General features: G+C 64.9%; 12 protein-coding genes and 4 pseudogenes. 8 read left to right on the forward strand and 8 right to left on the reverse strand.

Translation table 11 applies throughout. The annotated features are described in order from the left end of the window. Positions 1-28 precede the first annotated feature (28 nt). Both ACZ5IQ_RS04230 and ACZ5IQ_RS04235 read right to left on the reverse strand, forming a co-directional pair. A pseudogene (locus ACZ5IQ_RS04230) lies at positions 29-1,165 on the reverse strand (IS3 family transposase); the annotation flags it as partial. Beyond that, a complete protein-coding gene (locus ACZ5IQ_RS04235) occupies positions 1,132-1,509 on the reverse strand; it encodes a group II intron maturase-specific domain-containing protein (protein ID WP_420846239.1) in 378 nt (125 codons plus the stop codon). The gene ACZ5IQ_RS04235 and the pseudogene ACZ5IQ_RS04230, both read right to left, overlap by 34 nt. A 207-nt stretch (positions 1,510-1,716) precedes the next feature. Here ACZ5IQ_RS04235 and istA point away from each other — a divergent pair, with 207 nt between their 5' ends. Further along, complete coding sequence (gene istA / locus ACZ5IQ_RS04240; RefSeq protein ID WP_165605542.1) at positions 1,717-2,973, forward strand: IS21 family transposase; 1,257 nt, start codon at positions 1,717-1,719, stop codon at positions 2,971-2,973. After that, entirely contained in the window at positions 2,970-3,752 is a 783-nt protein-coding gene (gene istB, locus ACZ5IQ_RS04245; protein ID WP_212812412.1) for an IS21-like element helper ATPase IstB, read from the forward strand. Before istA ends, istB begins: the two co-directional genes overlap by 4 nt. 40 nt (positions 3,753-3,792) lie before the next feature. Here the strand turns inward: istB and ACZ5IQ_RS04250 are convergent, their stop codons facing one another. Together ACZ5IQ_RS04250 and ACZ5IQ_RS04255 are read right to left on the reverse strand one after the other, a co-directional pair. Beyond that, complete coding sequence (locus tag ACZ5IQ_RS04250; protein ID WP_464480868.1) at positions 3,793-4,851, reverse strand: reverse transcriptase domain-containing protein; 1,059 nt, start codon at positions 4,849-4,851, stop codon at positions 3,793-3,795. 564 nt (positions 4,852-5,415) lie between these two features. Beyond that, positions 5,416-5,703, reverse strand: a pseudogene (locus ACZ5IQ_RS04255) (transposase); the annotation flags it as partial. A 254-nt stretch (positions 5,704-5,957) separates the two neighbouring features. Here ACZ5IQ_RS04255 and ACZ5IQ_RS04260 point away from each other — a divergent pair. The 3 genes and pseudogenes from ACZ5IQ_RS04260 to ACZ5IQ_RS04270 form a co-directional block, all read left to right on the forward strand. After that, a pseudogene (locus ACZ5IQ_RS04260) lies at positions 5,958-6,879 on the forward strand (IS5 family transposase); the annotation flags it as partial. A 400-nt stretch (positions 6,880-7,279) separates the two neighbouring features. Next, the gene (locus ACZ5IQ_RS04265; RefSeq protein ID WP_464480869.1) at positions 7,280-7,876 is read left to right on the forward strand and encodes a DUF1942 domain-containing protein; all 597 of its coding nucleotides are present in this window, start codon (positions 7,280-7,282) and stop codon (positions 7,874-7,876) included. 34 nt (positions 7,877-7,910) lie between these two features. Beyond that, on the forward strand, positions 7,911-8,180 hold the full coding sequence (locus ACZ5IQ_RS04270; RefSeq protein ID WP_464480870.1) for a hypothetical protein: 270 nt from the start codon (positions 7,911-7,913) through the stop codon (positions 8,178-8,180). A gap of 32 nt (positions 8,181-8,212) precedes the next feature. Here the strand turns inward: ACZ5IQ_RS04270 and ACZ5IQ_RS04275 are convergent, their stop codons facing one another. From ACZ5IQ_RS04275 to ACZ5IQ_RS04285, 3 genes are all read right to left on the reverse strand, one after another. Then, positions 8,213-8,986: an ExeA family protein gene (locus ACZ5IQ_RS04275; RefSeq protein WP_226522213.1), complete on the reverse strand. Its 774-nt coding sequence runs from the start codon at positions 8,984-8,986 to the stop codon at positions 8,213-8,215. A 38-nt stretch (positions 8,987-9,024) separates the two neighbouring features. Continuing rightward, complete coding sequence (locus ACZ5IQ_RS04280; protein WP_071289796.1) at positions 9,025-10,488, reverse strand: DDE-type integrase/transposase/recombinase; 1,464 nt, start codon at positions 10,486-10,488, stop codon at positions 9,025-9,027. 118 nt (positions 10,489-10,606) lie between these two features. After that, positions 10,607-11,197, reverse strand: coding sequence for a hypothetical protein (locus tag ACZ5IQ_RS04285; protein WP_061000565.1), 591 nt, complete (start codon positions 11,195-11,197; stop codon positions 10,607-10,609). 87 nt (positions 11,198-11,284) lie between these two features. On the opposite strand from ACZ5IQ_RS04285, the pseudogene ACZ5IQ_RS04290 reads away from it, so the two are divergent. Further along, positions 11,285-12,250 (forward strand): annotated as a pseudogene (locus ACZ5IQ_RS04290) (IS3 family transposase); the annotation flags it as partial. Positions 12,251-12,328: 78 nt separating this feature from the next. Here ACZ5IQ_RS04290 and ACZ5IQ_RS04295 read toward each other — a convergent pair. After that, positions 12,329-12,985, reverse strand: coding sequence for an MspA family porin (locus ACZ5IQ_RS04295; protein ID WP_406802336.1), 657 nt, complete (start codon positions 12,983-12,985; stop codon positions 12,329-12,331). Positions 12,986-13,477: 492 nt separating this feature from the next. On the opposite strand from ACZ5IQ_RS04295, the gene ACZ5IQ_RS04300 reads away from it, so the two are divergent. Then, entirely contained in the window at positions 13,478-13,798 is a 321-nt protein-coding gene (locus tag ACZ5IQ_RS04300) for a hypothetical protein (protein WP_061006805.1), read from the forward strand. After that, positions 13,795-14,229, forward strand: coding sequence for an IS3 family transposase (locus tag ACZ5IQ_RS04305; protein ID WP_464480871.1), 435 nt, complete (start codon positions 13,795-13,797; stop codon positions 14,227-14,229). The genes ACZ5IQ_RS04300 and ACZ5IQ_RS04305 overlap by 4 nt, the downstream gene beginning before the upstream one ends. Positions 14,230-14,309: the final 80 nt, after the last annotated feature.

Here is a 14,309-nt window from a genome sequence, read left to right on the forward strand (position 1 = left end):
GTGAACCGCCCCAGGTTTTCCGCCGCTGCTATACGGGTTGACGCTCTCGGTCGAGGGCGCTGTAGTGGGCGTGCTCGTACTCGGTTGGGCTGACCATGCCGAGACTGGAGTGCAGCCTTCGGTTGTTGTACCACTCGACCCAGGCTGCTGTCGCGTACTCGACGTCGGCGATGGTCCTAAACGGCCCCGGGTGGAACACTGTGGTTCGGATGCATTCGGTCTTGTACAAGCCGTTGATCGTTTCCATCAGAGCGTTGTCGTAGGCATCCCCGACGCTGCCAATGGAAGGTGAAATCCCTTCCAGTTCAAGGTGTTCGGTGAAACGGACCGACGTGTATTGGCTTCCGGCGTCGCTGTGGTGGATGAGCTCGCCGGCTGCGGTGGGATGACCTTCGTGACGGCGCTGCCACACGGCCATCCGCAACGGGACCATCACCAGATCGGTGGTCTTGGTGGTGGCCGCGTGCCAGGCCACGATCCGCTGAGCGAACACGTCGACGATGAAGGCCACGTAGACAAAGCCCGCCCAGGACCGCACGTAAGTGAAGTCGGTGACCCATACCCGGTTCGGGACGCTCGCATGGAAGTTGCGGTTGAGCAGATCCGGGGCGCGGCGCCCGTCGGTGTCCGGGATCGTGGTGCGCACCTTCTTTGACCGCCGTATGCCCTGCAGACCCAACGTGCACATCGCCCGGTGCACCGAGCCCGCCGAGGCCTCTGGCAGCGCGGCACGGCGGATCAGGGCCGTCATCTTGCGCCGCCCGTAGAGCCCCTCGGGGGCCAGAACGCGCTTGCCGGCGGCGTTGGTGGTCCACGCCAGGCCACGCACAGCGTCGATGACCTGGGCGTCGGTGATGGTGCGGGCCGCTACCGTCCGGCCTGGTTGTTTCCAGGACCGGTAGGTGCGCGCGGCGATCTGACAGCCCTGCTCACACAAGACTCGGCAGATCGACTCGACCGCGTGCCCAGCGGCGCGTTGATCGTCGATGAACGCGAAGATCACCGGTTGCGGGGGTCGGTGAAAGTCGGCCCGGGACGCGGTGACAACCGTTGGGGCTGTTCCGTTTTCCCGGGCCGCTTCCCGAACCCGGCGTGCACCTTTCAATGCACCGGGCTCTCCACAAGACCCGGTCAGGCTGCTGTGGTGTCCTCCTCGGGGGTCGGCCAGGGCGAGGGGATGACCGCGCCGCGGTAGCGGTAGCGGGTGGTGCCGATCTTCTCCAGATCGATCAGCATCCGGTCCTCGGTGGTTGGCCACCAGCCGCCGCCGCAGTAGCGGCGGCGCAACTGTTTCCAGGTCGATTTGCGGTGTTTTCGGCGCAGCCAACGCCACACCGTCTGCCACGTGTAGTGGCTCAGGTAGGAGAAGGTCGCCGAGGACACCCCGGCCCGGAAATATCCCGCCCAGCCCTGCAGCGTCGAGTTGATCCGGCGCAGCAGGTCATCGAGCGGCTGGCTGGGTTCGACTGTTCGGCGCAGCGTCTTGATCTTCCGTTTGACCGCCAACACGGACTTCGTGGACGGATGAACGTAGACGTAGCTGCAGCTGGTGCCTCGTTTGCGGCGACGCTGGATGTGCCACCCGAGAAAGTCCAGCCCCTCGTCGATGTGGGTGATCAGGGTCTTATCCGGCGACAGACGCAACCCCTGTTGACGACGCCTGAAAACTGACCCCCTGTCGACGGGTGAATTTTGACCCCCGTCATTGATAGGAGGGTGATTTCAGTGGAGCAGTGGGCGGAGATCCGCCGTTTGCATCGCACGGAGCAGGTGCCGATTAAGGAGATCGCGCGTCAGCTCGGTGTGGCCCGTAATACGGTGCGGTCGGCGTTGGCGGCCGATGCGCCGCCGCAGTACTCGCGGGCACCGCGGGGTTCGGCAGTGGATGCGTTCGAACCGCAGATCCGGGCGTTGCTCAAGGACCATCCGCGGATGCCAGCGACGGTGATCGCACAGCGGATCGGGTGGACCAGGTCGATCACGGTGCTCAAAGACCGGGTGCGGGTGATCCGCCCGGAGTACCGCGGCCTCGATCCGGCTGATCGAGTGATCTACGAGCCGGGGGCCTGTTCGCAGTGGGACCTGTGGTTCCCCGACTACCGTATCCCGTTGGGCCACAACCAGTTAGCGATCTTGCCGGTGTTGGTGATGACGTTGGCGTATTCGAGGTTCCGGGCCGGGTTGATGATCCCCTCGCGCCAGGGCGGCGACATTCTGGCCGGGATGTGGCAGCTGCTGAGCCGGATCGGCGCGGTGACCGCCAAACTGGTGTGGGACCGCGAGTCTGCGATCGGCGGCACGGGCCGGCCCACGGTGGTGGCCACGTCGTTTGTTGGGACGTTGGGCACCCGCCTGGAGCTGGCTCCACCGGCGGACCCTGAGTACAAGGGCATGGTTGAACGCAACAACAGGTTCTTTGAGACCTCGTTCCTGCCAGGCAGGGTGTTCGGTTCGCCGGCCGATTTCAACACCCAGTTCGAGGCGTGGCTGACCGAGCACGCCAACACCACTCGGGTGCGTTCGATCCGGGCCCGTCCGATCGATCTGCTGGCCGAGGACCTGGCCGGGATGACACTGCTGCCGCCGGTACCCCCGGCGACCGGCATCTGCCATCGGGTGCGCCTGGCGCGGGACTACTACGTGCGGGTCGCCGGTAACGACTACTCGGTGCATCCGGCGGTCATCGGTCGGCTTGTTGATATCACCGCCACCCTCGATCGCGTGATCGTCACCTGCGAAGGGCAGGTAGTCGCCACCCATCAGCGGTGCTGGGCCCGGCACATGACGCTCACCGACCCGCAGCACGTGGCCGCCGCCGCGCTGCTGCGCCGCCACTACCACCAACAACGCACCACCGGCGATAGCGGTCGGGTGCGCACCCACCGTGACGGGCACCTGGTGCCGATCCGTTCCCTGCCCGATTACGACGACCTGTTCGGCGTTGATTTCACCGTCCTGGGAGAACCATCATGAACGACCCAAACATGCACGGCCACAGCGAGATTGGTAAACAGATCGAGTATCTGGCCCGGGTGTTGAAAACCCCGACGATCCGGCGGATGTGGGCTGAGCTGGCTGAGCGGGCTCGCGCCGAAACGTGGAGCCACGAACAATATTTGGCCGCGGTCCTGGAGCGCCAAGTCAACGAACGCGAAGCCAACGGCACCGCATTACGTATTGCCGGTGCCCGGTTCCCGGCGACAAAAACGTTGGAAGACTTCACCTTTGACCATGTACCGTCATTGCCGCGGGATGTGATCGCACACTTGGCGACAAGCACATGGATCGCCAAGGGCGACAACGTGATTCTGCTCGGACCACCCGGGGTCGGCAAAACTCATCTGGGCATCGCTCTGGGCATCAAGGCCGCCCAGAGCAGCTACCCGGTGCTCTTTGATACCGCGACCGGCTGGGCGGCCCGGCTCACCGACGCCCACAACAGCGGCCGCCTGCCACAAGAGCTCAAACGGCTGCGCCGCTACCGACTGCTGATCATCGACGAGATCGGCTACCTGCCGTTCGATTCGGACACCGCCAACCTGTTCTTCCAACTGATCGCCAGCCGCTACGAACAGGGATCGATCCTGATCACCTCGAACATGCCGTTCGGCCGCTGGGGCGAAGTCTTCGCCGACGAGATCGTCGCCGCCGCCCTGATCGACCGACTGGTCCACCACGCCGAAGTCATCACCATCAACGGCGACTCCTACCGGACCAAAACACGCCGAGAACTGGTCAGAACCAGCAAGTAACCACAACCAAGGGGGTCAAAATTCAACCGACGCTACGGGGTCAATTTTCGACCGTCGTTGACAACCCCATCGTCGCTAACACGGCGGCGATGTCCTCCCGTAGTGCTTCGGCCTGGGCTCTGGTGCCCCGCACCATCAGACACCAGTCGTCGGCGTAGCGGACCAGCCGAAAGTTCGGCTGCCCGTGACGAAGTCGTCGAGCACGCTCCACCGAGCCGGTGGCCGGACCACCCGGCAACCCGGCGATGTGTTCGTCGAGCACCGACAACGCCACATTGGCCAACAACGGCGAAAGAATCCCACCCTGCGGGGTTCCGGCGGTGCTGTCCGCCAGCAGGCCGTCCTCGGTGAAGATGCCCGCCTTGAGGAACGCCTTCACCAATCCCAGGACACGGTTGTCCCCGACGCGTCGACGCACCCGGCCCATCAGGGCCGTGTGGTCGATCTCATCGAAACAGGCCTTGATGTCTCCCTCAACAACCCAGTCGTAACACCGGGGACGTGTTGCGAGGTAACGCACTTCGGCCACCGCATCATGAGCGCGGCGCTTCGGACGGAAACCGTAGGAACACGGCAGGAAATCCGCCTCGAAGATCGGCTCCAACACCAACTTCAACGATGCCTGGACCACCCGATCGGTCACGGTGGGAATCCCCAAGCGGCGCAACGCACCACCGGTTTTGGGGATCATCCGCTCGCGCACCGGCAACGGGCGGAAACTGCGGTCCCTTACCTGCGACCGCAGTTCATCGAGGAACGCCTCGATACCCTGCCCAGCCGTGATGGACGACGCGGTGCGTCGATCGACCCCGGCCGTGGCGGCACCCTTGTTCCCGCTGACCCGATCCCACGCCACCAACATGAACGCGGGATCAGTGACGAGGTTGAACAGATCGTCGAACCGGCGATGAGGATCATCGCGTGCCCAACGGTGCAGCTTGGTCTGGATCTTCAGTACCCGTTGCCGCGCCAGCATCAGCGCCAACTCCAGCTCGTCGGTATTCACCGGCGACATAACGTCATCTCCTGATCTTCCAATTTCCGCACTGCATGTCTTGCTGGCCCCCTTCGCCCTGTGACCGCCTTTCTCGGTCTCCACGGCGGGCACGTCACCGCCCGCGACTACTACGAAGCCTCCGCCCCACCCGAATGCGGTTCCTTGACTCCGAACCCGAGTCGTCACACCCGCCCCGGCTGGCTACCGGAAACGAAATGAACGGTCCCGCAAGGTGGTTCCCACGTTCACCAGGTCATCGATTGGTCAGGGAGGCGCCCAGCTCTACTCCGGCAGCATCGCCATGGTTACGCCGCAGGCCTTCACCGTGGCCTCCCCACCGCTGGAACTAAACGGCTTCGGAGTCAAACCCCACCCGCTCGGGTTCGTGCACTGCATACCGGCCCATATCCACCAGGTTGGAGCCGGCTTCGCGGTTACGGAGCGTCTGACACTGGTTCGCTTGCGCTGCACCTTCTGACCTTGCTCGACAAGCCCGCACCGTCTGGCAGTACCGGCACGGCTCGCCTTCTCGGGGCCGCTTGCCACCGCTCACCGTCGTTCCCGGCGATCGGCTGCCCCGATGCTTCCTCAGGCCGCTGCGACGACCCAAAGGAGACGGTCTCTCACCGCCTCTCGATATACCCAGCGCCTCGTGGCGCACAGCTCCCCCGCGAAGAAAGTTGTCGCCGCTTTCAGAATCGCGACATCCTCACGTAGCCTTCGGTTTTCAGCCCTCAGCCGCTTGATTTCCTCGTTCTCCTCCGTGGTGACACCGGGTCGTTGACCATCATCGATCTGGGCCTGCACCACCCAGCGCCGCACCGATTCCTTACCCACCCCAAGCTGACGGGCCACCGCTTCCGAAGCGGCGGTCAACGACGAGTACTCCTGCTGATGCTCGGTCACCAGCCGCACCGCCCGCTCACGCAAGGCAGGATCGATTTTCTTCGGCATGCTGCTCATCCTTCCGGACTCAAACAGCAGCGGCATCAAACCTGGGGCGGTTCAGTCTTGATTCTTTGGCCATCGACGCCCGCGACCAGTGCGTGGCGTCGGTCGGCGAGCGCTCCAACGTCGACACGAGCCCTGATTCAATCTGGTCGTCAGTGATCGTGCGTGGCCCACACCACGGGCGCGGATCGTCATCGAGACCGTCCAGGCGGGCGTGTCTCCCGAATACGAGGGTGTTCACCGGCGACGATTGACCAGTGACGCGGATGGATGTGATTTCTGACGAGTTCTGGTCGGTCGTTGAACTGGTGATGCCGTCGCATGAAGGCAAGCGGGGTAACAGGTTCGGCGATCATCGGATGATCCTGGAAGCGATCGCGTGGCGGTTCCGCACCGGCAGTCCGTGGCGGGATCTGCCCGCCGAATTCGGGCCGTGGCAGACGGTGTGGAAGCGCCATCACCGCTGGTCGTTGGACGGCACCTACGACGAGATGTTCGCCCGGGTCGCGGTGGCGTTCGGGTTGGATGAGGCGATGGTCACGGACATCGACAAGCTGCTGTCGGTGGATTCGACCAGCGTGCGGGCACATCAGCATGCGGCGGGCGCTCGTTCGGACACGATGGTCACAGGGGGCACTATCGAATTACAACAAATCCGTCGAGGAGCCTGACGACCACGCCATCGGTCGCTCCCGGGGCGGGCTGACCACGAAGATCCATGCCCTGACCGATCAACGCCAGGCCCCGGTGACGGTCCGGTTGACCGCCGGGCAGGCCGGCGACAATCCGCAGTTGATACCGCTGCTCGATGAGCATGTCGCGGCCCGGACGGAGCGTGGCATGTCCGGGCGTAACTTCGGGCTGCTGGCCGACAAGGCGTACTCGCATCCGAGCACGCGGATCGAATTACGTGCCCGCAGAATCAAACACACCATTCCCGAGCGCAGTGACCAGATCGCCCGGCGTAAAGCCAAAGGGCCCGACGGTGGACGCCCGCCCGCATTCGACCCCGCGCGCTACGCGCTGCGCAACGCCGTCGAGCGGGGTTTCAACCGGCTCAAGCAATGGCGCGGTATTGCCACTCGCTACGACAAATACGCCCTGACCTACCTCGGCGGGGTCCTGCTGGCCTGCGCCGTAATCCACACCCGCGTGGGAACTCTCCAATTAGGAGACACGCCCCAGGCGATCGGTCAGGAGCCGTTGGCGCCACTTAACCACGGCCTGTGGCCACACGCCCTCCTCGCCTGCCACCACCTTGTTGGATTTGCCTGCCGCGCAACCCAACACGATCCGCGACCGCCGCGCCCACCGCTGCAGCGTCTCACGCTCGTCGTCGGTCAACGCCATGGGGTTCCCCAGACAGTGCGGTCGAACCGACAGCGCTGGCCACACCGAAGGCCATCCGGTGCGAAAAGATACCGGGCTCAAAGAAGGTTCACACGAACTTCGCTCAACGCGCGGTACTGCAGGCCATGGATGCGGCGTCAGCAGGAATGCATCCGAGGGCATTCGACCGCCGCACACGTCAACTGGTACTAATGTCCGTAGTACCCACGTAGGTTTTGAGGAGAGGTGAATGGCCATGGTGCGTGCGATCCGGCAGCTGATCATGACGGCCGTAGCGCTGATTGCGGTGATGACGATCGGGTCGCCGCTTGCGGCAGCCGCGATGAAATGCCCGCACCAGCTTGGGGCACAGCAACAGCTAACCGACGCGAGCGGCGCAGCGACTGCCGAGTGGACTCTGACCGACCTTCGCCCGAGTACCGACGCTGCTCCGGGATACCCCCTGGCCGGGCGACTGTGGGAAGCGACGGTGACGGTGCGCGCTGCATCCGGCGCGGTGACACCGGTGATCCCCAACTTCAGTGCGATGGGCGCACGGCACACTCAATACCCAGTCCTGTGGCAGCTGGCGACCCCCACCGGTATCTCGCCAGCCACCCTTGCCGAGGGGCAATCGGCCACAGGCAAAATCTATTTCGATGTCACCGGGCCTGACCCGATGGTCGTGGCGTACACCACCGGAGGGTCCAAGCCGGCGATGATGTGGTGCAACATGGCCGCCATGGCGCCGATGATGTCCAAGTCGATGTCGATGCCGATGTCGATGTCGATGGATGACTGCCCGTGCTGCGACGCTGGCTGCCCGTCCTGTCCCGAGCGGCGCTAACCGCCACCGCGAAATCGAAAGGTGCCAGCCGTCCGTGCTGCCGGCGACCGGGCTTGTGGGTGAACGCCAGCGCGGCGCGTTGGGCCACGAGCGGCAACACGCAGCCGGCGACGGCGAGAACCTCGTTGCGTTCACCCACCCCTACCAGCAGGGCGCCCTCCTCCGTCACTCACTGTTGGCCGTCGTTGAAGATGACGATGTCGGCGTCATCGGTGTTGATGACGATGCACTGATGAGAACGCCCCGCTCGACTGTGGCGAGCGGGGCGTTTGTGATCTCGGTGACGGGATCCTCGTCGCGGTGACGTGGTCGTCGCCGTGGTGAAGCGGATCGGGTTCAGTCGGTTGCTGTTTCGCTGATGGCGATGCGGGCGGCTTTCTCCCCGACGATGGAGTGCCCGGCGGCGAACGCGGCCGTGAGCGCGTGCAGGGCGAGATTGTTGACCGCACGCGGATGTCCACGGGAGGCGTTGTGGATCAGGGTCATCGCGTCGTCGGCGAACAGCGCATCGGAGCGGCCGGCGATCTTGGTGTGATGCCCGATGTAGTCGGCGGTGTCGGCCGCTGTCATGCCGGGCAGGGTGTAGCGCACGGCGATGCGCTGATCCAACGCGGCCAGAACACCCAGACGCAGTCGGTGCCGCAGGGTGGGTTGCCCGACCAGGACCACGGCGAACGGTGAACCACTGTCCATGTCGTGGTTGGTCAGCAGCCGGATCGCTTCGAGTTGATGGTTGTCGAGCAGGTGGGCTTCATCGACGACTAACACGGGGTTGCGGCCACGTTCAGCGTGCTCGGCGGCCAAGGCGTCTGCGGCTTGGGGAGCCAGCCGGGCGGTGTGAAACGCCGGGGTGTGCCCGAGGGTGGCCACGATGTGGGTGAGCATGCCGCGCACCCCGATGGTGGGGTTGGCGAGGTAGATGATTACGTGCCGCGCCGGATCCAAGGAGGTGGCTGCCGCGCGGATCGCGACGGTTTTGCCAGCGCCGACTTCGCCGGTGATGACGCCGATGGCGCATTGGTCCACACACCAGCCGATGCGGGCGATCGCTTCGCTGTGGCCGGGGTGGCGGTGCAGCATCGACGGCGCCAGATCCCGCCCGAACGGCATCCGTGTGAAGCCCCAATGTGATTGCAACCGTTGAATACTCACGCCGACACCCCGTCCTCGAACTCGTCCTCGGTGGGAGCGAGGTCGGTGATCGAGAGCTGAGCGGCGACCTGGTCGCCGTCGGAGTCGGTTCCGTAGAGGGCGTGATAGCCGATACGTTCATCCTCACGCAGCTGCTCGTGATGGGCGGCAGCGGTCAACGCCAGGTAATCGATCCCCGTCGTTGCCGGCGGGGTCTCGACGGTCTCGGGTCGGGCTTTCGGGTGGGCATGGCGGCTGATGGTGTGCGGTGTCGCGGCACCGAAACTCTGGTCGCGGTGGCGGACCTCGACGGTCTGCAGGTCGAACGGGGAGAACACCAGCTCCACGCGGCGCCCGGCCAGGGCGGGGTCGACCTGGTAGGTGTTGGAATGCAGGGAGACGGTGGCGGTCTTGGTCACCACCCGAAATTCCGACCACAAGAACGCCTCGGTCAGATCCGCCGCCGTCGGCAACTCCGGAGTGTGACCAAGGCGGTCCCAGCCGGTGTCCCAGCGCTCCAGTGGGGATTGCCCGGTCTCGGTATGGGTGCGGCGGTGGTATTCGGTCTCGACCCAGGCCATGAACAGCCGGTTGAGCTCCAACAGCGCACCGGTGTGGTCGACCCCGGCGGCGGCGAGGTCCTCGGTGGTGGTGTCGGTGACCTCAACGAGGAACTGCCCACGCACGGTGCGGAAGAACCGTTCAATCTTGCCCCGTCCCTGCGGGCGCCCGGGCGCCGAATGTACCAGTCGGATACCGAGTTTCGCGCACGCCCGCAGCAGCCAGGCATCGACGAACGCCGAACCATTGTCGACATAAATCGAGGCTGGCACGCCGCGGGCGGCCAGCGCGGGTTTGAGCGCGGCCGCCAGGCGCACGGTGTCCTCGGCGAACCCGAACCGGTGACCGACCACCAACCGAGAATGGTCGTCGAGGAAGGCGAACAGGTAGGTTTTGCGGTCACCGACCCGCGGACCGTGCAGAGCGTCGCCGACCCACAGTTCGTTGGGGTCGGCGGCTTCGAACCGGCCGAACACCTCCCTGGCGCCACCGGCGGCCGGGCCCATCAGCTCGCAGCGATGGAAATGGCGCAGCAGGGTCGATTCCGAGGGTGCCCATCCGGTCGCGGTGCGCAGGATGCGGGCCACCTGGGCGGTGGTGCGTGACGGATTCTCCCGCTTCAACGAGGCGGCCAGCTCCAGCACCCCGACATCGGTGCGGGTGGCCAGCCGGCGCGGCTCGGGCACCAACGCTTCGAACCCGCCGGCCCGGTAGCGACGGATCCAACGGTCCAGGGTGGCTCGCGCGATCTGGACCTGGGTGCCGAACGGGTCGATATGGCGACGTTCGGCGATCTCGCGGACCAGCCGACCCCGTTGGCGGGTCGATAACCCCTCGTCCAGCGCCGGGCAGATCAGCTGATACCGGAACAGTCCGATCGCTTGGGCCCGCTCCCGACGCTTGTGCTCCTCCAATGACACCGCAGTGCCCTCCTCGCAGTCGAAGGCCCTGCCCGAAACCAATGCCGGGCAGGTGCCTTCGCGAGGATCACCGATCACGCCGCGCCGCGTCAGAGGCAACTGGTGTTGCGTACCGGACCTACCGCATCCAGGACCAGCCCGGTGAGAGCAGCCGGCCGCCGCTGACCGCGACCAGCACCTGTGCCGGCGTCACCGCGCCCACCAATCCGGCCGGTCCGAACCGCTGCCGGATCGCCGCCGCCGCGGCGTTGACCGCCGCCACCACGTCACCCCAGGGACTGCTCCGCTCGTCGGGAATCGTCACATCGATCCCGACTCGAACCGCCACCATGAGGAACCGCGCCCGAACCGCCTCAAGTCGCCCGCCGGCCCGACGTAGCCAGCCGCGGACCGTGGCCGCCGGAACCCGCAACTGCTCAGCGATCTGCCGATACCCCTGCCCGTGGCCGCGCAGCGACAAAGACTCCCAAATCACCTGTGCCGCATAAGCCCTACGCAGCAACACCGTGACCGGCAACAACACATGGGTCACCAGACACGACCGGCACCGCGCCCGCCGCGGCCGAACCGCACCGGCCAGACCGACGACACGGCGAGTGCGGGCGAATCCCCAGCCGCCAAGAACACCCTGCGAGCACGCCGGGCAGCTGATCTGGCCAGCTGCCAACCGGGACTCGACGCAGACCAGATCAGCCTCTACCGTCACCATCAGTGCCTCCGTGCACTACAGCGCGGCACCCTGCGAGCCCGCCAAGACTTCGGCGGGGTGCCGCGCACCCATCAGTTCCTCATCACACTGATGGTGCACACCACCAAGCTCAAGCCGGCGGGCCACGCCACCGATCACATCGGCAAGATCAATGACGAATGGCCACCCCGTGATAGCCATCCAGAGAGACGGTCAACACCAGGCCGGACGGTAGCGGCCCGCACCATCACCGACGCCCAGGTCATCGACGCTGTGCGTGGCCTGGCGTGGACCACCAACGCCGCCGGCAAGCGCGTTCTGGCCCCCGAGGGGCTCTACGGGCGGCGCAAGATGACGGCCCTGATCCGCCGTGCCGCGCTGCCAGAGGCCTCGGCGGGCTCGGTGCACCGGGCGATGTGCACGTTGGGTCTGCAGGGCATACGGCGGTCAAAGAAGGTGCGCACCACGATCCCGGACACCGACGGGCGCCGCGCCCCGGATCTGCTCAACCGCAACTTCCATGCGAGCGTCCCGAACCGGGTATGGGTCACCGACTTCACTTACGTGCGGTCCTGGGCGGGCTTTGTCTACGTGGCCGTCATCGTCGACGTGTTCGCTCAGCGGATCGTGGCCTGGCACGCGGCCACCACCAAGACCACCGATCTGGTGATGGTCCCGTTGCGGATGGCCGTGTGGCAGCGCCGTCACGAAGGTCATCCCACCGCAGCCGGCGAGCTCATCCACCACAGCGACGCCGGAAGCCAATACACGTCGGTCCGTTTCACCGAACACCTTGAACTGGAAGGGATTTCACCTTCCATTGGCAGCGTCGGGGATGCCTACGACAACGCTCTGATGGAAACGATCAACGGCTTGTACAAGACCGAATGCATCCGAACCACAGTGTTCCACCCGGGGCCGTTTAGGACCATCGCCGACGTCGAGTACGCGACAGCAGCCTGGGTCGAGTGGTACAACAACCGAAGGCTGCACTCCAGTCTCGGCATGGTCAGCCCAACCGAGTACGAGCACGCCCACTACAGCGCCCTCGACCGAGAGCGTCAACCCGTATAGCAGCGGCGGAAAACCTGGGGCGGTTCAGTCCCACCCCGTCAGGGGTCAACCCCAGGTGTGCACGAAAGTCGGGGCGATTCAGTTCATGTTCCAGGGTTCGCCGTAGGTGGTGACGCTATCACCGGTCTTGGCGATCAGCCGGGCGAAGGGACGCAGAAGAACACCGCCGGCGGCGCCAGTAACCGTGCCATGGGCATTCGAGACGGCAACAGCACCGGCCGGGCCGGACACGTCCACCGAGAACGTCGCGACTTCCTGGATACCCGGACCATTGCCCAGGTCAGCAGAAATCGACACACCCGGGAATAGGTTCGGCGTGATGATGCCACCGGAACCGCTGCCGATGGTGCCCGGGAAGAACGTCGCCGGCGTCACATCATCGAGCAGGATGTTCGGTGTGGTGTAACTGAAATTGATCCCCACACCCAGCGACCATGGGAAACCAATCTGATAACCCAACTCCAACGTGCCCGCGAACCCGTCACAACCCGTACCAGCGCAGTTGTACTTGGCCCGGCCCGAATGGAACCACTCACGCGTCAACCGGTTGCGATCCAGAGGGAACACCCCGTTGAGGAACGTGTCCCACTGCTGCACCGTCAACGTCCGATCCTGACCATCGACCAGGCTCAGCTCATTGTCCAGACCCGCATGGGACGTCCCTGCCCCCGCGCCCAGGAACGGCGACGACACCGCCGCTGCCATCGCCAACAGCACCCGACCAACCACCCTCATGCTCTCCCCAACCTAGCCGGTGGCGCTAATACGCCATCCGTGCAACGGCCGCAAGATGTCCATATGTGTCCGATGGGCGAATTCGCATGTTGCTCTTGCCAATTCCACATCATTGAACACGAAATTCATGGACGGTTCGCGAGCTGGTGGCGGTGGAGCGGGTCAGGAACGTGCGGCCGGGGGTGGCGTCCCGGAAGGCGACCGGGTGGTGGTGGCCTGGGTGAATGCCAGCTTCCATGGAACCTCCGTCAACTAAGTGAAAATTGTTTTCATTAATGGCTGCCGACGATACCCGACACCCAAGGGCTTGTCGAAAATCGTTTCCAATAGGCGGCGCCTCAATGACCTCACGTGGCATGCCGTCCGCCGGTAACGTTTCCACCGTGCCGGAAGCGGCGACGGATGAACTGGCCTCGCTGGGGTTCTTCTCCAGTTGATCCGCCCCTGAACTACCCCAGGTTTTGTTCCGATCCGTATTGGAGGATTGGAATCATGCCGAAGCAGTATCGGCCGGAGATCCGGCACAAAGCGGTCCGCTTGGTGGCGGCGGTCATGGAGGAAGACTCGGTGCTGACCGAGTACGAGGCGATCCGCCGGGTCGCGGCCAAGATGCATGTGGCCGAGGAAACCGTGCGCCGGTGGTTGCGTAAGGCTCAGGTCGACGCTGGCGAGCGTACGGGCACCACCAGCGCCGAGCATGCGGAGATCCGTCGGCTCAAGCGTGAGCTCGCCGAGGCCTGCCGGGCCAACGAGATCCTCAAAGCCGCGTCGGCGTTTTTTGCCGCAGAGCTCGACCGCCCCACGACGAAATGATCGCGTTCATCGACACCTATCGCGGCCAGTTCGGGGTTGAGCTCATCTGCCGCACCCTGGGTGCCACACTCGTGGGCTGGATCACCTCGCGTGGCTATCGTGCCGCCAAATCCCGTGCAGTATCGGCACGTTCGATCAGCGACGCGCAACTGGTCGACACCATCAGGACCCTACACAAGCAGAATTTCTCGGTGTATGGGGTGAAGAAAATGCATGCTCTGATGCGGCGGGAAGGCTACGCCGTCGGCCGTGAACAGACCCGCCGGCTGATGCGCCTGGCCGGGGTACGCGGAGTGCACCGCGGGCGGCGGGTGTTCACCACCCACGTCGATCCTGATCTGACCAAACCGAAGGACCTGGTGAAGCGCAATTTCTTTGCCACCCAACCGAATCAGCTGCGGGTGGGAGCAATGATCAATACCTGTGGATGAGGCCCGGGGAGGCGGCCTGAAAGTGGGCGCACCTTCCCGAGGATGATCATCACGGAATCAGGTATTCGATCAAGACCGGC

It is taken from the genome of Mycobacterium toneyamaense (assembly GCF_055384815.1).

Coding starts and splice junctions, on each gene's coding strand:
- istB (WP_212812412.1), top strand. CDS start 2,970: ATGAACGACCCAAACATGCACGGCCACAGCGAGATTGGTAAACAGATC.
- ACZ5IQ_RS04265 (WP_464480869.1), top strand. CDS start 7,280: ATGGCCATGGTGCGTGCGATCCGGCAGCTGATCATGACGGCCGTAGCG.
- ACZ5IQ_RS04275 (WP_226522213.1), bottom strand. CDS start 8,986: ATGCCGTTCGGGCGGGATCTGGCGCCGTCGATGCTGCACCGCCACCCC.
- ACZ5IQ_RS04285 (WP_061000565.1), bottom strand. CDS start 11,197: ATGGTGACGGTAGAGGCTGATCTGGTCTGCGTCGAGTCCCGGTTGGCA.
- ACZ5IQ_RS04295 (WP_406802336.1), bottom strand. CDS start 12,985: ATGAGGGTGGTTGGTCGGGTGCTGTTGGCGATGGCAGCGGCGGTGTCG.
- ACZ5IQ_RS04300 (WP_061006805.1), top strand. CDS start 13,478: ATGCCGAAGCAGTATCGGCCGGAGATCCGGCACAAAGCGGTCCGCTTG.
- ACZ5IQ_RS04305 (WP_464480871.1), top strand. CDS start 13,795: ATGATCGCGTTCATCGACACCTATCGCGGCCAGTTCGGGGTTGAGCTC.